Source organism: Pseudomonas cichorii (assembly GCF_019719005.1).
Classification (GTDB): domain Bacteria; phylum Pseudomonadota; class Gammaproteobacteria; order Pseudomonadales; family Pseudomonadaceae; genus Aquipseudomonas; species Aquipseudomonas cichorii_E.
The window spans coordinates 1-20,900 of sequence record NZ_JAIGPJ010000028.1; the positions used below are offsets into that span (position 1 = coordinate 1).

General features: G+C 57.4%; 23 protein-coding genes. 11 read left to right on the forward strand and 12 right to left on the reverse strand.

From position 1 onward, the window contains the following. Window positions 1-112 precede the first annotated feature (112 nt). Both K5D32_RS18590 and K5D32_RS18595 read right to left on the reverse strand, forming a co-directional pair. The gene (locus tag K5D32_RS18590) at window positions 113-874 is read right to left on the reverse strand and encodes a hypothetical protein (protein ID WP_221601390.1); all 762 of its coding nucleotides are present in this window, start codon (window positions 872-874) and stop codon (window positions 113-115) included. A 664-nt stretch (window positions 875-1,538) separates the two neighbouring features. Beyond that, a complete protein-coding gene (locus K5D32_RS18595) occupies window positions 1,539-2,423 on the reverse strand; it encodes an EcsC family protein (RefSeq protein ID WP_221601392.1) in 885 nt (294 codons plus the stop codon). Window positions 2,424-2,800: 377 nt separating this feature from the next. On the opposite strand from K5D32_RS18595, the gene K5D32_RS18600 reads away from it, so the two are divergent. From K5D32_RS18600 to K5D32_RS18615, 4 genes are all read left to right on the forward strand, one after another. Beyond that, complete coding sequence (locus K5D32_RS18600; protein WP_221594528.1) at window positions 2,801-3,343, forward strand: hypothetical protein; 543 nt, start codon at window positions 2,801-2,803, stop codon at window positions 3,341-3,343. Window positions 3,344-3,971: 628 nt separating this feature from the next. Continuing rightward, window positions 3,972-4,691, forward strand: a complete 720-nt coding sequence (locus tag K5D32_RS18605) for a gluconate 2-dehydrogenase subunit 3 family protein (RefSeq protein WP_221601394.1) — start codon at window positions 3,972-3,974, stop codon at window positions 4,689-4,691. 38 nt (window positions 4,692-4,729) lie between these two features. Then, window positions 4,730-6,499, forward strand: coding sequence for a GMC family oxidoreductase (locus K5D32_RS18610; protein WP_221575426.1), 1,770 nt, complete (start codon window positions 4,730-4,732; stop codon window positions 6,497-6,499). An 11-nt stretch (window positions 6,500-6,510) separates the two neighbouring features. Then, window positions 6,511-7,851, forward strand: a complete 1,341-nt coding sequence (locus K5D32_RS18615) for a cytochrome c (protein ID WP_221594525.1) — start codon at window positions 6,511-6,513, stop codon at window positions 7,849-7,851. Between the two features lie 56 nt (window positions 7,852-7,907). Here the strand turns inward: K5D32_RS18615 and K5D32_RS18620 are convergent, their stop codons facing one another. Then, window positions 7,908-8,171, reverse strand: coding sequence for an accessory factor UbiK family protein (locus K5D32_RS18620; RefSeq protein WP_221557153.1), 264 nt, complete (start codon window positions 8,169-8,171; stop codon window positions 7,908-7,910). A gap of 421 nt (window positions 8,172-8,592) precedes the next feature. Between K5D32_RS18620 and glnK the strand changes: the two genes are divergently transcribed. From glnK to sutA, 4 genes are all read left to right on the forward strand, one after another. Continuing rightward, window positions 8,593-8,931 carry a P-II family nitrogen regulator gene (gene glnK, locus K5D32_RS18625; RefSeq protein WP_002555808.1) on the forward strand — a complete coding sequence of 113 codons (339 nt, stop codon included), beginning with the start codon at window positions 8,593-8,595 and terminating at the stop codon, window positions 8,929-8,931. Between the two features lie 33 nt (window positions 8,932-8,964). Further along, window positions 8,965-10,302 (forward strand): ammonium transporter, encoded by a 1,338-nt coding sequence (locus tag K5D32_RS18630; protein ID WP_025257953.1) that lies wholly within the window; start codon window positions 8,965-8,967, stop codon window positions 10,300-10,302. Between the two features lie 242 nt (window positions 10,303-10,544). After that, on the forward strand, window positions 10,545-10,970 hold the full coding sequence (locus K5D32_RS18635; RefSeq protein ID WP_221557151.1) for a secondary thiamine-phosphate synthase enzyme YjbQ: 426 nt from the start codon (window positions 10,545-10,547) through the stop codon (window positions 10,968-10,970). A 98-nt stretch (window positions 10,971-11,068) separates the two neighbouring features. Next, on the forward strand, window positions 11,069-11,401 hold the full coding sequence (gene sutA / locus K5D32_RS18640; RefSeq protein WP_025257954.1) for a transcriptional regulator SutA: 333 nt from the start codon (window positions 11,069-11,071) through the stop codon (window positions 11,399-11,401). Between the two features lie 78 nt (window positions 11,402-11,479). On the opposite strand, the gene K5D32_RS26340 is transcribed toward sutA, so the two are convergent. The 7 genes from K5D32_RS26340 to lptM are packed head-to-tail and all read right to left on the reverse strand — an operon-like array spanning window position 11,480 to window position 16,102. Beyond that, on the reverse strand, window positions 11,480-11,527 hold the full coding sequence (locus K5D32_RS26340; RefSeq protein ID WP_221601421.1) for a hypothetical protein: 48 nt from the start codon (window positions 11,525-11,527) through the stop codon (window positions 11,480-11,482). 4 nt (window positions 11,528-11,531) lie between these two features. After that, entirely contained in the window at window positions 11,532-12,221 is a 690-nt protein-coding gene (locus tag K5D32_RS18650) for an HAD family hydrolase (protein ID WP_221601396.1), read from the reverse strand. Next, window positions 12,214-13,113 (reverse strand): tyrosine recombinase XerC, encoded by a 900-nt coding sequence (gene xerC / locus K5D32_RS18655; RefSeq protein WP_221594524.1) that lies wholly within the window; start codon window positions 13,111-13,113, stop codon window positions 12,214-12,216. Before xerC ends, K5D32_RS18650 begins: the two co-directional genes overlap by 8 nt. A 2-nt stretch (window positions 13,114-13,115) precedes the next feature. After that, window positions 13,116-13,850 (reverse strand): DUF484 family protein, encoded by a 735-nt coding sequence (locus K5D32_RS18660; protein ID WP_198728165.1) that lies wholly within the window; start codon window positions 13,848-13,850, stop codon window positions 13,116-13,118. Between the two features lie 13 nt (window positions 13,851-13,863). Beyond that, a complete protein-coding gene (dapF, locus tag K5D32_RS18665) occupies window positions 13,864-14,694 on the reverse strand; it encodes a diaminopimelate epimerase (protein ID WP_221575431.1) in 831 nt (276 codons plus the stop codon). A gap of 4 nt (window positions 14,695-14,698) precedes the next feature. Further along, window positions 14,699-15,946 carry a diaminopimelate decarboxylase gene (gene lysA, locus K5D32_RS18670; RefSeq protein WP_221575432.1) on the reverse strand — a complete coding sequence of 416 codons (1,248 nt, stop codon included), beginning with the start codon at window positions 15,944-15,946 and terminating at the stop codon, window positions 14,699-14,701. Between the two features lie 9 nt (window positions 15,947-15,955). After that, complete coding sequence (gene lptM, locus K5D32_RS18675) at window positions 15,956-16,102, reverse strand: LPS translocon maturation chaperone LptM (protein ID WP_038399723.1); 147 nt, start codon at window positions 16,100-16,102, stop codon at window positions 15,956-15,958. Window positions 16,103-16,319: 217 nt separating this feature from the next. On the opposite strand from lptM, the gene cyaY reads away from it, so the two are divergent. The 3 genes from cyaY to rnk all read left to right on the forward strand — a co-directional run bounded on the left by cyaY (window position 16,320) and on the right by rnk (window position 17,448). Further along, window positions 16,320-16,652, forward strand: a complete 333-nt coding sequence (gene cyaY / locus K5D32_RS18680) for an iron donor protein CyaY (RefSeq protein ID WP_025257960.1) — start codon at window positions 16,320-16,322, stop codon at window positions 16,650-16,652. A 2-nt stretch (window positions 16,653-16,654) separates the two neighbouring features. Then, window positions 16,655-16,903 carry a DUF1289 domain-containing protein gene (locus K5D32_RS18685; protein ID WP_221557142.1) on the forward strand — a complete coding sequence of 83 codons (249 nt, stop codon included), beginning with the start codon at window positions 16,655-16,657 and terminating at the stop codon, window positions 16,901-16,903. A 137-nt stretch (window positions 16,904-17,040) separates the two neighbouring features. Continuing rightward, window positions 17,041-17,448 (forward strand): nucleoside diphosphate kinase regulator, encoded by a 408-nt coding sequence (rnk, locus tag K5D32_RS18690; RefSeq protein WP_221557140.1) that lies wholly within the window; start codon window positions 17,041-17,043, stop codon window positions 17,446-17,448. 87 nt (window positions 17,449-17,535) lie between these two features. Here the strand turns inward: rnk and K5D32_RS18695 are convergent, their stop codons facing one another. Together K5D32_RS18695 and K5D32_RS18700 are read right to left on the reverse strand one after the other, a co-directional pair. Next, the gene (locus K5D32_RS18695; RefSeq protein ID WP_221601398.1) at window positions 17,536-20,388 is read right to left on the reverse strand and encodes a class I adenylate cyclase; all 2,853 of its coding nucleotides are present in this window, start codon (window positions 20,386-20,388) and stop codon (window positions 17,536-17,538) included. Between the two features lie 185 nt (window positions 20,389-20,573). Further along, window positions 20,574-20,822, reverse strand: a complete 249-nt coding sequence (locus K5D32_RS18700) for a TIGR02647 family protein (RefSeq protein WP_025257964.1) — start codon at window positions 20,820-20,822, stop codon at window positions 20,574-20,576. Window positions 20,823-20,900: the final 78 nt, after the last annotated feature.

The window sequence follows — 20,900 nt, forward strand, 5'->3', positions numbered from 1 at the left end:
CTTCGCGCCCGTGTCCATTGCACCTTCCTGAAAAGAAGTTAGAAGGTGTAAACCTTATTCAGGACGGGACAGGCAGCACAAAAAAGCCTATTTTGGCTTTTTTGTATTCTCTTCAAGGTTGCTTACTTGATAGTTCGATCGGTGTGGCGGTCGCTGCTTGGCTTGCTTGTGCGGGAGCGGGATTGATTGCCGGTACTGTGTGCGTGATGGTCGTGGGGCTTGGTTTGTGATAGGCCAATCCAGCGTATCCAGATCCAGCCAATGCCACCAATAGAGTTGCAAAGGCTACTTGCCGGTTACGAGCCTCTTTATTTTGCTGCTCGATGCGCTGAATCAGTTCCTCACGGTAGGACTCAAGCTCATCGTGGGCTTCGCGCATAATTTCCAGGTGAATGGAGCATTGCTCGTAATATTCAGAGCGGTCTGTTGCTGGATCCCTGGGAGTAAGAATCAGGTCGCGCGCAGCTTTGATCTGTTTCCTGATTTGCGGGTAGCGAGTGATCGTTTCGCTGATAATTACATTGCGAAAGTCGCTCTGGAAGACTTTGATCATTTCTAATTGGCTGGTTACCCCTGCTTCAACGGCATCGTAGATGGCGCGTTTGCAATGGTTCTCGGCTTTCCCGAGTTGCTTGTCGGCCTCTTCGCCTGTGCTGGCTAGGAATTGCGTCATGTGATACCCGGCATAACGCAATTCATTGATCGCAGGGATCGACAATTCCTGATTGAGGTTTTCAACCAGTTTGATTTTTTCTTCGGCGAGCTGGAAAAGGCGCACCAACGCTTTGGCGCGCGCGCGTACATCCAGCTCCTGGACGTCAGGCAGGGACAGGTTTGTCACGGTGAAAGCTGTCTCAGAACGAATGTTGAGCAAGCTTCTGCTTGCGAGCTTCGATTTGTGACGAGGTCACATAACGACCGCCTTGGAGATTCACGTTGCCGCGAGCGTACGAGCGAACCAGGCTTCTGGTTACTACCATATCTGCCGCTTCAGATGACCGTGCAGGTATCTTGGCATACGTGGGCAACAGAGCCCTGAGAAGTTTTTTGAACCACATGCTGATGATCCTTCATGAGTGACTCGCTTTTTCCCTGCGTAGCAGGAGCAGCGTTGTCAGCGGTTCTGGAGTTAAAGCCAATTAGACATCTAAATGATGGCTATTTGCCACATTTCAAGCTTAAAAAAGCGCCCGAATTATAATGATGGACTGCTCTTATTGATAGAGTTTGATGAAAATATTTCTGAGGTCTTTATTTTCAGATTGCTGTCAATTTAATTGTCTATAGGGTTTGTAATGCTATGTCAAGTGGAGCGCCGCCCACGATGCTTGCTTTGCGAGAGACTGCTTGATTATCGCAGGCAAAAAAGAAGGTCTAGGGTATTAGCGAATCCTAGGCCTCCATTCAGCAGCTTTCTCGATCCGTGGAGCTCTTGCGCGAGAGCTGACACAGCGCCAGCCTGAATCACCGTTGTAATATCGTCGATGTCAGGTTTCATGTCGCATATTCCAGCAATGCCAAGGTTATAATATCACCTGTCAAACGTCAGTGTAGTGTGGGTCATAGTCGTCGGCGGGTTTTACGGTCACCTCAATCACCTCTGGACCATGCTTTTGCGCTAGGAAGCGCTCCCGATAAAGGTAGAAGGCCGCGTCGCAGACTCTCATAGTGAAGTAAGCATTAAAACCACCGCCCACTGCGGCCCCCACAACGGGAATTGTTTGTGCGAGCTTTGCTTTTGTGAGACGTATGCCCAAGGCTTTGGCTATTTCTTGGATGATCTTCACGAAAACGCTTTTTTCCAACTCTTGCCATGTTGCTTTCTTTGCAACATCTTGAGAAATCTTGATCAGTTGAGCCATGGCGAGCGTCTTGGAGCTATCGGTGGGAGAGGAGGCAAGGCCAAGCACATTGAAAGCGAATAATCTCTCCTCTTGCCGTGAGGTATCAAAGCCGTAGTAGGCGGCGTACTCGCCGATAGCTCGAAGGTTAAGTGTGATCAGCGCCGGGATATCGACTGCCAGACCAGCTATGCCTGCGACACCTGCTCCAGCGCCTTCCACCAGAGCGATGCCCTTGTATTTAGCTCCTAGGAAGCCAACGACTTTGTCTATTTGCTCCAGATCCAGGTCGTGGATGTCCTTGTGGGCTTTAATAGTGATGTGCCCGTCGCCACGAAACTCTTCAAAAATTGCTTCTGGTCTAACGCTCCACTGGGCCGCGTCGTGGCATACACTGGTCAAGCCTTCGATTGCACCTTGGATCGCGGGGCCGACGCCTGGCGACTTGAACAAGAGGTCGCCTGCTTTGTCTAGCGGCTGGTTTATCACCTTCAGCGCCTGGCCGAACCAGCCAATGTTAGGCTCCTTCCAGTTTTGAATTTCCTTAAGAGCGTGTTGTTCGTATTTGCTCAGATTTGGCATGCTGGATCCTTGTGTTGTATGTCAATCATCAGTGATTTCCAAATGCCATTATGCCGTGGGTGATTCACTTTCTGTTGTCGATTTTTTAGATGCTGCAGTTACGCCATGGGGGATTCCGCCCGCTTAAAAATACGCGGATCCATCGCGTGCCTTGTGAGAGCGACCAAGTCCCTGAATTAAACGGTTGATTGTTATTGCGCCCATCAATACCACCCCTGATTTTCATTAGTCTCGTGCATCCGGGCCCGTGCTGCTTCAAGCTCGGCTTCGGCCCAACCCCCAAAACCTTCCATCTGCCCCTTGTAAAGTCTTCTGAACACCCACCTCCCACACAGGTCACTCTCCATTCAATACAACCCGCATGGAGACCACCCCTCTTGCCAAGAATTCTGACCTCCCAAACCACAGACGCAACCTCCAACGCCACCGAACACGACGCCAAGATGTTCGGCTCCCCCAAGGACCGTCTGGATTTCTACCGAAAGGAGATCCAGTACGAAACCACCATTCTGGCCAACCGGACAGATGCCTACCTGACCGCGCAATCCTTTCTGGTGATCGCTTTCGCTTCCTGCATGGCAAACCTCAATCCGGAGTGGGGCAAGCTGTTCACGATGTTTGTGCCGCCGTTTCTGGCGTTGTTGGGGGCGTTGAGTTCTCTGAATGCCTGGCCGGGTATTCGTGCGGCTTACGACATCATTGATCACTGGCATTACAAGCAAAGTGAGTTGCTGCGCAGTGAGCCGATCATGGGCATCGCGTATGACGAGTCGCCGCTGTTCAATGAGCATGAGTCGACGCATAAGGGGTATCGCAAGGCGTTGCTGTTTTCGATGCGTACGCCCTGGATTTTTGCAGTTTTCTGGGTTTTGCTCGGTAGTTGGGCAGTCTTCATTCAGGTTGTGGGATTTGCAGGCTAGTCTGAGTAAGGTGAGGGAAAAAGACGAACTTCTACTGCATCTTTCCACAGGCGGTGTTCGCTTATTAGTTGTATTTCTTCACTTTTTGGTTGGCATTTCGAGCGTTGAAAATCTACCGTCAAGCTCAGTGAAGAGGCTCGTTCTAGAGCTGTGGAAGGCTTGAGATGCCTGCGACGTAAGGTCGCCTTGACTGTCATGAAGAAATAATTTGTTACGTGAATCTTTTAGCTGTTAGTATCGGGCTCCCGTGATGAGCAGACGATACTCAAGTATCGCTTTTCTATGTTGTGCTGAATGAATTTCTACTTCATACAGCAGCCTCCGATGCAAACGAATCACAATTAGAGCAGCCCACGAGTCTGCCAGCCCTGTTCTGGATTACGCCTGAAGGTGACGCCAAGTAAATGCATGTATGCATTGCTGGTGCGCGCTGGAGCACCCGATATTTTTTGCGTTGAAATAGTCCAGAACCTGAACAGTCGATGATTACCTTCTCCCGATCAGGAGCGGCATTCGGCTGCCTGCGATTTGCGTTTGCGAAGGGTTGAACAGCAGCATTTTGAGGCTTTCAGTGACTGATCATGTTTGTCCGGGGTTTTTCTTGTGAGCATTCATAGGTGGCCTCTATATGTTGTTATCCAAGCAAACATCTCGAAGAAAGTTTCTGCTTTCTTCTCTGATCGCCTTGCCTGCTCTAGGCGTGACCATCCAGGGGCTGAGTGCCGCGACCGCGGCAGACATGGTGGCGCCAGGTCTTGAAACCTATACCCCGGCCTTTTTCAGCGCCGCTGAGTGGGCGTTCATCATGGCGGCCTGTGATCGCCTGATTCCTGCTGGCGGTCGTGGTCCCGGCGCATTGGAAACCAATGTCCCGGTATTTGTGGACCAGCAATTGGCGGGTGATCTGGGCAGTGAGATCTATCTGGAAGGTCCCTTCGAGATAAACGCTCCCGCGACCATGGGGTATCAGATTTCCTACTTGCCGCAGCAGATCTACCGCATCGGTATCAAGGTTGTTGATGCCTGGTGTGAAGAGAAATATCGCGCCCGCTTCGCCTTGCTCGATGCGGCTGCACAAAACGATGCACTGAAGAAACTACAGGCGGGCGAAGTGAACTTCGCCGCGTTTGGCGAGGGGACGCTCAAGGGCAAGGAGTTCTTTAGCGAGCTTTTGTCTCTCACCCAGCAGGGATACCTCTCCGATCCGATCTATGGCGGCAACAAGGGCATGAAGGCCTGGATCGCCATCGGCTTCCCCGGCGCTCGCGCCAGCTATGTGGAATGGGTCACCCAGCACAACGTCAAGTACCCGCTCGGGCCGGTCAGTCTGCGCGGTGATCGCGCCTGACTTCCGTTCGCCAACCACTTCAGTAATCAAGGTTTCTTATGGCAAACATTACCAATGACGAAGTCGATGTCGTCGTAGTCGGCCTGGGTTGGGCTGGCTCGCTGATGAGTATCGAGCTGGCTCAGGCCGGTTTGAAAGTACGCGCTCTGGAGCGCGGCGAAGATCGCAGCAACGCTGATTTCGCCTATCCCAAGCCTGCTGACCAGTACGCTTATGGCGTACGCAACAAAATCATGGTCACGCCGAAAGATGGTGCCCTGACCGTTCGCCACACCATGAAGGACACGGCCCTGCCGACCCGCAAGTGGGGCGCTTTTGTTCCCGGTACCGGCGTGGGTGGTTCCGGCCTGCACTGGACGGGTGTATTGATTCGTCCGACGCCGACCGATATCAAACTCAAGACTTATGCGGACCAGGCCTACAAGCCGGGCATCCTGCAGGAAGACATGCGGATCGGTGATTACCCGTTCACATGGGAAGAAATCGAGCCCTACCTGGACAAGTTCGACAAGATCTGTGGCCTGTCCGGTAATACCGGCAACCTGCAAGGCCGGATCATCGAGGGTGGCGACCCCTTTGAAGGGCCGCGTTCGTATCCGTTCCCGCTGCCTGCGCTGGAAGATACCCTCAACAACAAGATGTTCGCCGAAGCCGCCCGCAAGCTTGGCTACCATCCGTTCCCGAACCCTTCGGCGAACGCCTCACGCGCCTGGACCAACCCTTACGGCAACCAGATTGCGCCCTGCAACTACTGCGGTTATTGCAGCAAGTACCCATGCCTGAACTACTCGAAAGCTTCGCCGCAGACAGCGGTGATGGATTCGCTCAAGCGCATGGAAAACTTCTCGTATCGGGTCAACGCCAACGTCCTGAAGGTCGAGCTGCATCCGGACGGCAAGACGGCCCGTGGTGTTACCTACGCCGACGAGCACGGCAACATGGTGTTCCAGCCTGCCAGCATCGTCGTGCTGGCCGGGTTCCAGTTCGTCAACGTGCGGCTGATGTTGTTGTCCGGTATCGGCAAGCCATACGACCCGATCACGGAAACAGGCACCATCGGGCGCAACTACGCCTTCCTGAGCAACGGCGGCTCCACGCTGTTCTTCAAGGACAAGGAGTTCAATCCGTTCGCCACTGCTGGCGCTACCGGGCAGATGTTCAACGACGTCTCGCCGGGCAACTTCGATGGGCCTTCGCTGGGCTTTATCGGCGGTGCCAAGATCCACAGTTCCCAGGCAACCGGCACGCCGATTGGTACATCCTTGCCGAGCGGTACGCCAGCATGGGGCCAGGGCTGGAAAGAAGGCCTGCAGGATTGGTATGGCCATTCGATGAAGGTCAGCATCACCACCAGTTGCCAGTCCTATCGCGGCCACTATGTGGATCTGGACCCGACCTACAAGGACCCGTGGGGGCAGCCGTTGCTGCGCATCACTTTCGACTGGAAGCTGAACGAGCTGCGGCTGCAACAGCATCTGCGCAAGATCGTGCTGGATATCACCAAGGAGCTGGGGCCTGACAGCTACAGCGAAAGCTTCCTGTCGATGGATTCGCATTGGGACATCACCAAGTACGTTTCGACCCATAACGTGGGTGGCGCCGTCATGGGCGAGTCTCCGGAAACCAGCGCGCTCAACCGTTACCTGCAGAGCTGGGACGTGCATAACGTCTTCGTGCCGGGCGGCAATGCCTTCCCGCAGAACTTCCAGGCCAACCCGACCGCGCTGATCGGCGCTCTGACCCTGTTCTCGGCTCAGGCCATCAAAGATCAGTACCTGAAAAACCCTGGCCCGCTGGTTCAGGTATGAGGAGTGAGACGATGAAATTGAAATCCCGCTCTTTATTGCCTGTCCTGATCTTTGCCGGTGTGGTGATCGCCCTGTTGGGCTGGCTGTTCAGCATTACCCTCAATCGCTCGGGTGATGCGTCTGCGCAGATGACTCAGGCAATCACGCCTGAACTCATCAGCAAGGGCGCTTATCTGGCACGTGCTGGCGACTGTGTTGCTTGCCATACCAGTCATGATGGCAAAGCCTTCGCCGGGGGACGCGGTATCGAGTCGCCTATCGGTACGATCTATGCCACCAACATCACGCCAGACGGTGACACCGGTATCGGTCGCTGGAGTTATGGCGATTTCGAGCGTGCCGTACGACGTGGCGTTGGTCATGATGGCAGTGCCCTGTATCCGGCAATGCCGTTCCCTTCGTATGCCAGGGTTACAGAGGGCGATATCGAGGCGCTGTATGCCTATTTCATGAAAGGCGTCGCGCCCGTCAAGCAATCGAACAAGGCCAATGATATTCCGTGGCCGCTTTCGATCCGCTGGCCGCTGGCTTACTGGCGCACGCTGTTCTCGCCGTCTCCCGAGTCGGCTGCCGTTTCGCTCAAGGCCTCGACCGCAAGCAGTGGCGAGCAGATCGCTCGTGGTGCTTACCTGGTGCAAGGCTTGGGGCATTGCGGCTCATGCCATACGCCGCGTGCGCTGACCATGCAGGAAAAGGCTCTGGATGAGAAAGATCCTGCCTACTTGAGTGGTGCGCTGCTCAATGGCTGGTCGGTGCCTTCGATTCACGGTATCGCGCACTGGTCGCAGGATGACATCGTCGACTACCTGGGTTCCGGTCGTAACAGCACCGCATCGGTCGCGGGTGAAATGACGGATGTGGTGGCCAACAGCACTTCGCACATGACGAACGAAGACCTGCATGCCATGGCAGCCTATCTGAAGTCTCTGGCTGCGGGCGACAAGCCTGCCGATCAGCAGAAGGCTCAAGGCAGCGAAGCCACAGCCCGCAAACTGACGGCGGCCAAGGACCTGACTCTGGGTGAGCGTCTGTATCTGGATAACTGCGGTGCCTGCCACTTCGTCAAAGGCGACGGTGCGCCACGGGTTTTCCCTCGTCTGGACGGAGCCTCGATCATCAACGCGCAAAACCCGACGGCTTTGCTTAATGTGATTCTTGCCGGTGCCCAGACGCCTTCCACGGCCAGATCCCCATCTGTTCTGCCAATGCCCGGCTTTGCCGAGCGGATGAACGATTCGGAAGTCGCAGAACTGGCGTCTTTCCTGAGAAAGGGCTGGTCGAACAGTGCTCCTGAGGTATCCGCCAGCCAGGTGCGTGACGTGCGCTCGACGTTGACGGACAAGCATCAGTAAACGCATGACCCGATAACAAAAATGGCCCATCGATGGGCCATTTTTGTGTGCGGACATTATGACTGTCCGGCGTTTCCGATCCTCTCTTCCATCTCCGCCACCTTGGCCTCCAGCGCCTCAAGGCGAGCCCGCGTGCGGGCAAGTACGGCCATCTGGCTGTCGAACTCTTCGCGGCTGACCAGATCCAGTTTGCTGAAGCCGCTTTGCAGCAGGGCCTTGAACTGGGTTTCGAATTCGTTGCGGGGCAGCGGGGTCTCGCCGTTGAACAAGCGGGAGGCGTGGCCACTCAGGGCGTCGAGGAAAGCTTTGGGCGCGAGCATGATGATTTTCCTGTATCAGATGGGCGGCAGTGTAGCACGCAGCATCTATAGTCATTTTCAGGGCACCGGCGATGCACAGTTATTGAGCGTGTAGGCGTGCACGAGTGCACTGTAGTTGTGCGTTGCGTGGTGGCCAAAACGGGCCAGATGGCTGAAAAAGTGCTCAAGGCCCTGTATTTGATGAATATTCACGAGATGGCAAGCTTTCTGCTTAATGGCTTGTGACCCATGCACTGATGCAGTCGCTGTGACGAATGCAGTGCGGCAGGCGGAGCGGGGATGTGTTTCGTCAGAAGCGGTTTTCTGGAGTTGGTCGGGCCTTTAACTGGCCGCCGACGCGTTACAAAGCCAGGCACTGCGCTTAGACTTGAGTCGGGTTTGTTTTCCTGGGGCAAGTCCACCAATTCGGGAGAAAGTTTTCATGAAGCTAGTCACTGCCATCATCAAGCCGTTCAAACTGGACGACGTGCGCGAGTCGCTGTCCGAAATCGGCGTGCAGGGCATCACTGTTACCGAGGTAAAAGGTTTCGGTCGCCAAAAGGGACACACCGAGCTGTATCGCGGTGCTGAATACGTAGTCGACTTCCTTCCAAAAGTGAAGATCGACGTCGCTATCGATGACAAGGATCTGGATCGTGTCATCGAGGCCATCACCAAGGCTGCCAACACCGGCAAGATCGGGGACGGCAAAATTTTTGTTGTGAATCTGGAACAGGCTATACGCATCCGTACCGGCGAAACCGATACCGACGCCATTTAAGCTGCCAAACCCCACGCCCCAGGAGTAAACAATATGACTCTGCGTCAATTCGCAGGGCTAGGAGCCCTGTTGTCCCTCGTAACCCCTGGCCTGGCCATGGCGGCGGACGAAGTGGCAGCCCCCGTTCTCAACTCAGGTGACACCGCCTGGATGCTCACAGCCACCGCGCTGGTGCTGTTCATGACCATCCCCGGTCTTGCCCTGTTCTACGGCGGCATGGTCCGCTCCAAAAACATTCTTTCCGTGATGATGCAGTGCTTCGCCATTACCGGTCTGATCAGCATCCTGTGGGTCGTCTACGGCTACAGCCTTGCTTTCGACACCACGGGCATGGAAGCTGGCGTCGTCAACTTCAACTCCTTCTTCGGCGGTCTGGGCAAGGCGTTCCTGGCAGGTATCACGCCTTCGAGCATCACCGGTTCTGCGGCCTTGTTCCCTGAAGCAGTGTTCGTCACCTTCCAGATGACTTTCGCCATCATCACTCCGGCCCTGATCGTCGGTGCCTTCGCAGAACGCATGAAGTTCTCCGCGATGCTGATCTTCATGGCTATCTGGTTCACCCTGGTCTACGCGCCAATCGCCCACATGGTCTGGGGCGGCGTCGGTGGCCTGATGTGGGACTGGGGCGTTCTGGACTTCGCTGGCGGCACTGTCGTGCACATCAACGCCGGTGTTGCTGGTCTGGTTGCCTGTCTGGTGCTGGGCAAGCGTAAAGGCTTCCCGACCACTCCGATGGCTCCGCACAACCTGGGTTACACCCTGATCGGTGCTGCCATGCTGTGGATCGGCTGGTTCGGCTTCAACGCCGGTTCCGCTGCTGCTGCAAACGGCACTGCCGGTATGGCCATGCTGGTTACCCAGATCGCTACCGCTGCCGCTGCTCTGGGCTGGATGTTCGCCGAGTGGCTGACTCACGGCAAGCCAAGCGCCCTGGGTATCGCTTCGGGTGTGGTTGCCGGTCTGGTTGCCATCACTCCGGCTGCCGGTACCGCAGGCCCGATGGGCGCACTGATCATCGGTCTGGCGTCTGGCGTGATCTGCTTCTTCTGCGCCACCAGCCTGAAACGCAAGCTGGGCTACGATGACTCCCTGGATGCATTCGGCGTTCACGGTGTCGGCGGTATCGTCGGTGCGATCCTGACCGGTGTGTTCGCTGCTCCTGCACTGGGCGGCTTCGGCACTGTGACCGACATCGGCGCTCAAGTCTGGATTCAGTTCAAGGGCGTAGCCTTCACCGTCATCTACACCGCAATCGTGACCTACATCATCCTCAAGGTGCTGGACGTTGTCATCGGTCTGCGTGTGACCGACGAAGAAGAGTCCGTGGGTCTGGACCTTGCGCAACACAACGAGCGTGGCTACAACTTGTAATCAGCCGTAGTTGCAGAAAAATGCCCGGTCTCACCGGGCATTTTTTTTATCCGGACTTTGTGAACCATCCGCGCATTACAGCTTCCATTGTCTGTGTCGTTAGCGATGATTACGGCTTATCGGTACAGCGGTTGTAATGCTGTCACGGGGATGATCGTTAACTTGTAGACCGGCTTGTTTATTGCGCGCTTTGCTTTTTTCTCAGTCGAGTTAGAATGCGCGCCGAACGTGCGGAGAACGGTATGTGGCATCAATCCAGAATTACCCTCCGGGCAAGGCCTCGCGGGTTTCATCTGGTAACGGACGAGATACTTGCAGGGTTGCCCGAACTGCGTGGTTGTCGAGTCGGATTGCTGCATTTGTGGCTGCAACATACCTCGGCCTCGTTGACCGTCAACGAGAATGCCGACCCGGCGGTACGTCGTGATTTCGAGCGCTTTTTCAGCCGTCTGGTCCCAGAGGGTACTGACGGATATGAACATAACGACGAAGGTCCTGACGATTTGCCGGCGCATTTCAAGGCCAGTTTGTTAGGCTGCCAGTTGGTTTTACCGGTAACGGCTGGGCGATTGGCGTTGGGCACCTGGCAAGGTGTTTATCTGGGTGAGCATCGAGAGGCTGGCGGTGCTCGCAATGTCCTTGCAACCCTTCAGGGTGAATGGACATGACCGCTGGTTTCAGCGGTGTTGAATTTTTTCCGACAGCCTTCGATTTTCAGGGCTGTTGGGCTATAACTAATCTGCTTTCGCAAGTCATGAGGTAGAACATGAGCGACGACGACAACGATAACGACGATCTGGTAGACGATCTGGAAGGTGAGGAAGACGGCGAGGAGCTTGCTGCTGCTCCTGAAGACGACGCTGCCGACTCTGATGATGGTGCTGAAGTCTCGGCTACACCTGCCAAGGGCAAGTCCAAGGCCGCAGTTTCGGTCGATGAGCTTCCCAGTGTAGAAGCCAAGAACAAAGAGCGTGATGCTCTGGCCCGTGCGATGGAAGAATTCCTCGCTCGTGGTGGCAAGGTGCAGGAAGTGGAGGCCAATGTGGTCGCCGATCCGCCCAAGAAGCCGGACAACAAATACGGTAGCCGCCCTATCTAAGGGGGCAATGACCGTATGAGAAAAAGCCCGCTGTCGCTGCGGGCTTTTTCTTGGATGATGCTTTTTGTAGGAGCGAATTCATTCGCGAAGAGCTTCGCGAATGAATTCGCTCCTTGTGACAGATATATTCCTACAGGCGTTTCAGAGTCTCGGGCAACTGGCTCAGGCTGCTGATCTCTGCATCGGGCCGTGTGTCGGCTTCCCAGACCTTGCCTTGCGGGTTGTACCAGATGGCCCGCAGGCCGGCGCGCTGCGCGCCTTCGATGTCGTCGCTGGGGTGATCGCCGATATGGACGGCATTGCTGGCGTCGCTGTTACCACGCTTGAGCGCTTCCAGAAACGGTGCCGGGTCGGGTTTGCCGATGCCCAGGTCTTCGGCGCACAGGGCGAAGGCGAAGTAGTCCGCCAGCCCCAGACGGCGCACATCGGCATTGCCGTTGGTGATGACGCCCAGAGTGAAGGTCTTGGCGAGGATTTCCAGGGTTGGCTGCACCTCTGGGAATATCTGCACCTGATGCCGGGCATGCAAGAACACTTCAAAGCTCTTGTCGGCCAGATCCTGTGCCTCAGAAGCGCCATAACCTGCGTCTTGCAGGGCATGAAACAGCACGCGGCGTCTCAGGGCGCTGATGCGGTGCTTGAGGGTCGGTTCGGCTTCGATCAGGCGTGAGCGGATTTCCCATAGGTGTTCGATCGGCAATGGTCCGAGCAGGGGCGCATGCTCGCCCAGCCAGTTGCGCAGCACCGTTTCGGCACTGGCGATGGCCGGGGCCGTGTCCCATAGCGTGTCATCGAGATCGAAGGTAATGAGCTTAATCATCGGCAGATCCTTTGCGTTTGGCGCGAGGGTGGGCGCTGTCGTACACGCTGGCCAGATGTTGGAAGTCCAGGTGGGTATAGATTTGTGTGGTCTTGATGTCGGCATGGCCGAGCAGTTCCTGCACGGCGCGCAGGTCCTGGGAAGATTCCAGCAGATGACTCGCGAATGAGTGGCGCAGCATGTGCGGGTGAAGGTTTTGACCCAGCTCGCGTTCCCCGGCGGTCTTGAGCCGTTTCTGGATCGCCCTTGGCCCCAGTCGCCGGCCTTGCTGGCTGACGAATACCGCATCGTCCTGCGGATTGGCCAGGGCGCGCAGGGGCAGCCAGGTTTCCAGGGCCTGACGGGCCTTGGTGCCCACCGGAAGAACACGGGTCTTGCTGCCTTTGCCGAGTACCTGGACCAGCCCGTCGCTCAGGTCCAGTTGATCCAGATTCAGGCTCGTAAGCTCCGACAGGCGCAGCCCTGAAGAATACAGCAGCTCCATGATGGCCTGATCGCGATGGGCCAGGAAGTCGTCTTCGACCGCGCCGTCCAGAAGTTGCGATGTGCGGTCCGTGTCAAGGGTCTTGGGCAGTCGCCGCTCGCCTTTGGGCGGTGCCAGGCCATTGGCCGGGTCATGCTCGCACAGGCCTTCGCGGCACAGGTATTTGTAGAGCCCCCGCACCGCCGACAGCATGCGCGCCAGGCTGCGTGAAGACTGGCCTTGCTGGTGCTGGCGGGCAGTAAAGCTGCGCAGAAGCTGGATATCCAGGTCTGCCCAGTTTGAAACGCCCGCCTTCTTGCTGAATTCGAGCACCTTGTTCAGGTCGCGTCGATAGGCATCCAGCGTATGAGGCGACACCTGACGCTCACTGCGCAGGTGAGTGCAGTAGGCGTCCAGATGCTGTTCCATGGCTAGCGAACCGAGCGTAGCGAATGAGTGAAGCGCGGCAGCAGGCGGCTCAGGACGTCGGCGATATAGCTGAGGAACAGCGTGCCGACCGAGCTTTTATAGTGCTGCGGATCGCGGCTGCCAATCGCGAGTACGCCGTGCAGGCCCAGATGGTTCAGGGTCACGATGGCGGTGGAGCCCACTTCCTTGCTTTGTTCTTCGCCGAACAGGAACGTCAGCTCATGCTCGCGCAATGCGCCGCACACGGTTTTTTCGCCAATCAGGCCGCCGATGGCTTTCTGCGCGTCAGCACTGCTGACCCAGCGGCCGACAGGCATGGGGTTGTCGCTGAACAGGACCAGGCTGACAAAGGGCACTTTGAATTCCTGGCGCAGGCTGTCTTCCACCGCAATGATCAGTTCATCCAGGCTGGTGGCGTCCATCATCGCGAGGTTGAGGCGTCGGGTTTTCTCGAAAAGACGGTCGTTGTCGCGGGCCACATCCATCAACTGCGAGAGTCGATGACGCATTTCGATATTGCGTTCACGCAGCAGCTTGAGCTGGCGCTCGACCAGCGAGACGGTATCGCCGCGCTGGTGAGGGATACGCATCGACACCAGCAATTCGTCGTGTTCGGCGAAGAAATCCGGTTGTTTGAGCAGGAAAGCGATAACCGCCTCTGCTTCAAGGTTTGGCACTGCGCTATCGGCAGGCGATTCGCTGGTGTTGTCGGTTGAAGCCGGAGGCTGATCGGTCATCGCATTTGCTCACTCATAGACGAACTTGGCCTTCGTAAACCCGTACTGCCGGGCCTGTCATCATCACAGAATGCCCCGGACCTGCCCACTCGATGGACAGGCGTCCGCCGGGCAGATCAATCAACAGAGGCGAATCCATCCAGCCCTGGCTGATGGCGGCAACGGCTGCAGCACATGCGCCGGTGCCGCAGGCCTGGGTTTCACCCGCGCCACGTTCCCAGACACGCAACTGCGCACGCTGGCGATCAATGACGTGAAGAAAGCCCACATTGACCCGTGCCGGGAAGCGCGGGTGATGTTCGATCTTCGGGCCCAGCTCATGCACCGGCGCGCCGTTGATGTCGTCCACCCGCAGGACTGCATGGGGATTGCCCATGGACACCGCAGCCAGTTCGACGTTCTGGCCGTCGACATCGACGTTGTAGCTCAGTGCCTGAGCGGGGGCCGTGAACGGAATATCCTGTGGGGCAAGGTGTGGCGGACCCATGTCGACGCTGATCTGCCCGTCGTTGCGCACATCCAGCTCGATAATGCCGCTCTTGGTCTCGACCCGGATCTGGCGCTTGGCCGTCAGGCGTTTGTCCAGCACGAAGCGGGCGAAGCAGCGGGCACCGTTGCCACACTGCTCCACTTCGGAACCGTCGGAGTTGAAGATCCGGTAACGGAAATCCACGTCCGGATTGCTCGGCGCTTCGACGATCAGCAACTGGTCGAAACCGATACCGGTATGCCGGTCGCCCCATTGTTTGGCGTGCTTGGGCAAGATATGCGCGTGCTGACTCACCAGGTCCAGGACCATGAAGTCATTACCCAGCCCATGCATCTTGGTAAAACGCAGCAGCATGGGTTTACTCCGGCAGCAGGCTTTCGCCAGCGAACAGCTCGGTCACGGTTTCGCGACGACGCACTTCAAAGGCTTGTGAGCCATCCACCAGTACTTCGGCGGTACGGCCACGGGTGTTGTAGTTCGAACTCATGACGAAACCATAGGCGCCAGCCGAGTGAACAGCCAGTAGATCGCCTTCAGCCAGGGCCAGTTCGCGGTTCTTGGCCAGGAAGTCACCGGTTTCGCAGATCGGACCGACGATGTCATAAGTGCGTGCTGCGCCATCACGTGGGCGCACGGCTGTGACATCCATCCAGGCCTGATACAGCGCCGGACGGATCAGGTCGTTCATGGCCGCATCGACGATGGCGAAATCCTTGTGCTCGGTGTGCTTGAGGTACTCGACCTGAGTCAGCAGCACGCCGGCATTGGCCACGATGAAGCGGCCCGGCTCGAACATCAGCCCAAGGTCACGCCCGGCAAGACGCTCGCGCACGGCCTTGATGTAGTCGGCCGCCAGTGGTGGCTCTTCGTCGCGATAACGCACGCCCAGGCCGCCGCCCAGATCGATGTGGCGCAAGTGAATGCCGCAGTCGCCGAGGCGATCCACCAGATCCAGCAGGCGATCCAGTGCATCGATGAAGGGTTCCAGGGTCGTCAGTTGCGAGCCGATATGGCAGTCGACACCCAGGACTTCCAGGTTCGGCAGTTGCGAGGCGCGAACGTAGACGTCTTCGGCATCCGCGATGGCGATGCCGAACTTGTTCTCTTTGAGGCCGGTGGAAATGTACGGGTGAGTGCCCGCATCCACGTCCGGGTTGACCCGCAGGGAGATCGGCGCACGAACATTCAGTTCGGCTGCCACGACCTGAAGACGCTCGAGTTCGTCGGTGGACTCGACGTTGAAGCAGTGCACGCCGACTTCAAGGGCACGGCGCATGTCTTCGCGGGTCTTGCCGACGCCGGAGAACACGATCTTTTCAGCTTTGCCACCGGCGGCCAGCACACGCTCCAGTTCGCCACGGGAAACGATGTCGAAACCGGCGCCAAGACGCGCCAGGACATTGAGCACGCCCAGGTTGGAGTTGGCTTTCACGGCGAAGCACACCAGATGCGGCATGCCGCTCAGGGCGTCGGCGTAGGCACGGTATTGGGCTTCGATGTGAGCGCGGGAATAGACATAGGTCGGCGTGCCGAAACGTTCGGCAATGGCAGACAATGCTACTCCTTCCGCGAACAGCTCACCGTCGCGGTAGTTGAAGGCGTCCATGTAATTCCCTTAAAGATGCTTGTGCGATTGCGATTTGGCTTGTTCGTCGGATGATTTGGTGTCATCGGGCAGGTAGAGCGGGCCTTTCTGGCCGCACGCAGTGACAAGACAAGCGACCGCGACGAGCGCAGCAAGCGAAGAGATCAGGCGCTTCATGGCGAAATCCTTTGTAAAAGCATTAATTGCGCCCGAGTATACCGGCCACCCGGCAGCTTGCCTATGCAGGTTCCCACCCGTCCGGCGGGCCTTTGACGTTATCGTTGGATATGAACTGTTGCAGGGCGCGTCTGGCGGGTATGTTTTGCATTTGCCTTGCGGCGTCCGTATCTTGCGACCCTGTGCCATAAGCAGAAAATTTTTCGAGGTTCCCGTAATGAGTTTGACCGAAGCCCGTTTTCACGATCTGGTGGATGCTACCCAGCAAGCGCTGGAAGACATTTTCGACGAGAGCGATCTGGATCTGGACCTTGAAAACTCTGCTGGCGTACTGACCGTAAAGTTCGAGAACGGCACCCAGCTCATCTTCAGCCGTCAGGAGCCGCTGCGTCAGCTCTGGCTGGCAGCGCGTTCGGGTGGCTTTCATTTTGACTACGACGAAGAAACCAGCCGCTGGGTATGCGACAGCAGCGACGAGTTGCTGAGCGAGATGCTGGTACGCATCACTCAGGAGCAGGCTGGCGTCGAACTGGATTTCGACGAGATCTGATCGTGACCGATAACACCACGTCCACACCTGCCCGGCCACCCAAGCCGCTGTTCAGCAACGTCAGCCCTGCCGTGCCTTCGCCCTGTGTCAGCCTGTGTCGGCTCGACGAGCAGAAAGTCTGCCTGGGCTGCTTTCGCCATGTGGAAGACATTCGCGAATGGCGCTCGGCTGATGATGATCGACGCCGTCAGATTCGCCGCAACGCCGACCAGCGCCGGGAGCTTGCCCAGGAAAACCGCATCGCGGGCTAACGCCCTGTCGGGTTGTGTATTTATTGGCTGATGTTAATGTCAGAACCTGCTTCTCTAGATAGAGAGGCCTGTCAAAACCCCGCCGGATCGGCGGGGTTTTGCTTTTGTTGCGCAGAAAAAAGGAGACTGCCCGAATCATGAACACCGCACCTTCAATCATTCTCACCCGGCTCGATGTCCAGCGTCTTGAGCGCCTTATCGACAGCCAGACGCAGTCCAGCCCCGGCATCGAGGCCTTGCAGGCCGAGCTGGACCGTGCCGAGCAGATCGTCGGTCACGATGAAGTGCCTGCCGGGCTGGTCACCATGAATTCGCGTGTGCATTGCCGTGAAGAGAGCAGTGGCAAGGACTATCACCTCAAGCTGGTCTACCCGCAGGACGCGGGTGCCGAAGGTACGGTTTCGGTACTGGCACCGGTAGGCTCCGCCCTGTTGGGTCTGCAGGTCGGCCAACACATCGACTGGCCCGCCCCGGGCGGCAAGATACTCAAACTCACCCTGCTGGCGGTGGAGTATCAGCCAGAAGCGGCGGGGGAATACCTGTAACACCCGTAGGAGCGAATTCATTCGCGAAGGGCCAGTACAGCGCATAAATATTCGTCGTACTGAGCCTTTTCGCGAATGAATTCGCTCCTACCGCTGGCATTCCTCCATCGCCTCATTCAACGCCTTTTCCAGCTCTGCCTTGTGGCGCAGAAACAGGATGCTTTGTCCGTGGCCATCATCCAGCAGGCCGGAGAGGTCGAGGTCGGTGATGTAGCAGCGATAGCGTTGCGGTTCCTGGCGGCGTTCGAGGATCTGTTGGGCGACCACGGCAAACAGTTGGTCGCCATGTTCCAGCTCCGAGAATTCGCTGTTGTCGCAATACAGCGTGACGTTCATCTGGCCCGGCGAGGTTTCTTCGATAATCGCCTGCACGTCATAGTACGGCTTGTCCGCAGCGGTTGGTGCGGGGCGGGGTTCGATGCGTCGGGCGCGGCCTGCGCCCGATGGCAATACCTGGTAATACAACATGTCCAGCAAGACAGGTTCTGCCGGGTTATCCAGTGGTAGCGATGCGCCGCGCCGGTAAACCAGTGAATGGAAGAAGCGCTGCAAGGGCAGCAACAGGCTCTGTTCGTCGTGATACGGCAAGCGCTGGTGCCAGAGCGCGTTGTGTTCGTCGAGCACATACAGGTCGGCGTCAGGTTCGTTGACCCGATAGAACACCTGAATGCACTCCGGCTGCCCATAGGGCAGGATCAGCGCCAGATCGTGATCGTCCAGGGCTTGCGGGTCCAGATGCAGCGGGCTGTAGAGCGGCGATTCCTCGCCCAGATAATTGAACAGCCCCGGCAGGCTGTTGACCACCACATGGCCTACCTGACCGGGAATCATCTTAAGCACGTGGTACTGCTGCTGCACCTGAATCAGGTAACGATGGTTCAGGCCTCTGGCGAGCAGCAGCTGTGCGGTGTTGATCAGTTCTTCGACCCGCTGCGCGATGGCCGGAGCACGGTTATGGCAGAAGCAGCGCACACGTATGCGTGGCTGGGTCTCGCCTTCTGGCAGGTTGCTGAGCAGTTCGCTCATGCAGTCGAGCAGGGCGTGAGGGCCGTCGTAGCGGCTGACCAGTGTTTCATTCCAGCTATTGAGGGTGATCTGGTCCAGCGTCAGCACCAGATTTTCCCGCACGCCTGCATAACTGAGCGAGTCGGTGCGCTCGGTCGTCATCAGGATATTCAACTCGCGATGGTGCCTGAGCGGATCGACGCCCACGTTCACCAGCAGCAATATTTCATTGGGCGCACTGGGTTTGAGCAGGTATTCGTCGCTGACTTCGCTCAGTGGCAGCGGGATCGTCTGCTGCAGGGCGCCAAGCAGGTTGAACAGCTCGAACTCGCTCAGGTCGCTTGAGCCCGGATGCAAGGCCAGGCGGGTAGTGGTGTCGATCACGCCATTGCGATGGCACCAGGTCAGCAGCTCAAGCAGTTCACGACTGCGTTTGATGGGCGAGAAGTTTTGCCATTCATGGGTGCCCAGGTTGCCGTTGTACAAGGCCCACTGGTTTTTCCCCGGTTCGCGCTTGTTGGGCGAGTTCACCAGGGTCAGAGTGTCTTCAGCCAGATCGGGTGCGATACCCGGGTTGATGAACTCGACTTTGCCCGCCTTGCGCTCGAACGCTGCATACAAGCGCCGGCCCAGCACGCTGACGTCACGGGCCGTGATGGCGTTGGGTGCGTTTTGCGTACGGGCGAACTGCACCAGGAAGCGATAGCTGTAATTCAGTTCGTTGACCAGCGAGCGGCGCTCGTGGGCTACCTGCCGGACTTTCCACTGGCTGCGACTGTCCAGCAGCGCCAGTTGACGCTCATCCCAGCCCCATTCTCTGGTCAGCCGCTCCAGCAGCAGGCGTTGCCAGCTGTTGCTGCGCTGACGGGCCGGGCCGGTGAGCTTTTTGTTGATCTTCAGATACAGGCTGCGACGTACCAGCTCCAGGCGCTCCGATTCGCTGCGGGCCTGCAGGTGCTCTTCGATCCGCTGGTACACAACCATGTAAGGGTCCAGTTCGTCCAGATCCAGCCTGTTGGCGAATACGGCCTGCTTGAATCGCAGGCTCAGGCACTGAACGCTTGGGTGCTCGCTGGAATAGACCTCGATCAGCAACAGTTTGAGGACGGACTTGTAAGGCGACTCGATGCCCTTGAACAGTTGCCAGAGCCCTGCGCCGATGAATTCGCCGGGCGGAATGCCGGTCATTGGGCCAAGGTCGAGCACCTCGTTGGCGCGGATGAAGCGCTTGGACAGCAGCGTGTGGGTGTACTCGGCGTAGCGTTCTTCTTCATAAACCGGCACCAGCCACCACATCGGTGTGCGGCCAGCAAGCCAGATGGCGGTGCGGTAGAACTCATCCAGCAGCAGGTAGTGCTGGCTGGTGCCGCAGTCGTCGGAACTGAGCTGGGTGTCGCGATCGCCGGCCCGGAAACGTTGCGGGTCGATCAGAAAGAAATGCGCCTCTGCGCCCATGGACGCCGCCCAGGTCTCCAGCGCCTGGCACTTTTTGCGTAGCTCGGCGATGGCTTCCGGGGCCAGATCCGAGTCGTGGCAGACCCAGACATCCATATCGCTCTGTTCTGCCTGGGCCAGCGTTCCAAGGCTACCCATCAGGAACAGACCGTGGATGGGCTGTGGCGGATTGCCGTGGCGGGCCTTATAGGAAAAGGAACGGGTCAGCCGCTGAGCCTCTGCCAGCGCCGGGGCGTCAGGTTCGTAATGGGAGACGCCAGCAGGTGTGCTGCTGGAAACGTAGCCGGGCAGCAGCGGGTGATTGACATGAAAGCACAGCGCCAGCAGCGTCAGCACGCTTTGCTGGCGAGTCGAAAGCCCTTCCATGGCACGGGCATACCGCCCGTCATTGAGAGTCAGGAAGCGGTTACGTAACTGGTTGAGCACCTTGCGGTCGATGCCCTCATCCAGGTCGGGACGAATTTCGGTATTACGCGTCATCGCAACTCAAGCATCTGGCCTGTGCAGGCGTTGAAGTGGTTAGCAGATGGCGAAGAAGACTACAGCCCAAGAGGATACATGCACGGTAGGGTTATTATTCTGACGCCGGTTTTTTATCGGCTTACATTCCCATAAATGGAGGGCCCGCTGCACCTTTTTGTTTGCGCGGCAGGCCCGGCGGCTTTTCAGGCGGCCTCTTCGGAGACGTTCAGGATGGTCAGCAGCGATTGGGCATGCTCGGCGGCTTCAAGCCCGAGGCTAGTCAGATAGCCCCCATCGACTTGGGTGGTGAGGCCTTTTTCAAAAAGTCTTTTTGCAGCCGCAATGGCTGTCGGGGCGGCCACATGGTGGACTTTGAGGCCTTCCTGGGTGTTACCCAGATTGAACAGTGCAAGGATTTCCAGTTCGGCAACCAGCTCAGGGGTATACGACATAAGGACTCCAGACTTTTATAGTTGGCTGGATCGTGAGGGTTACAGAATCGACAAGGCTGTTTGACACGTCGGTTCTGT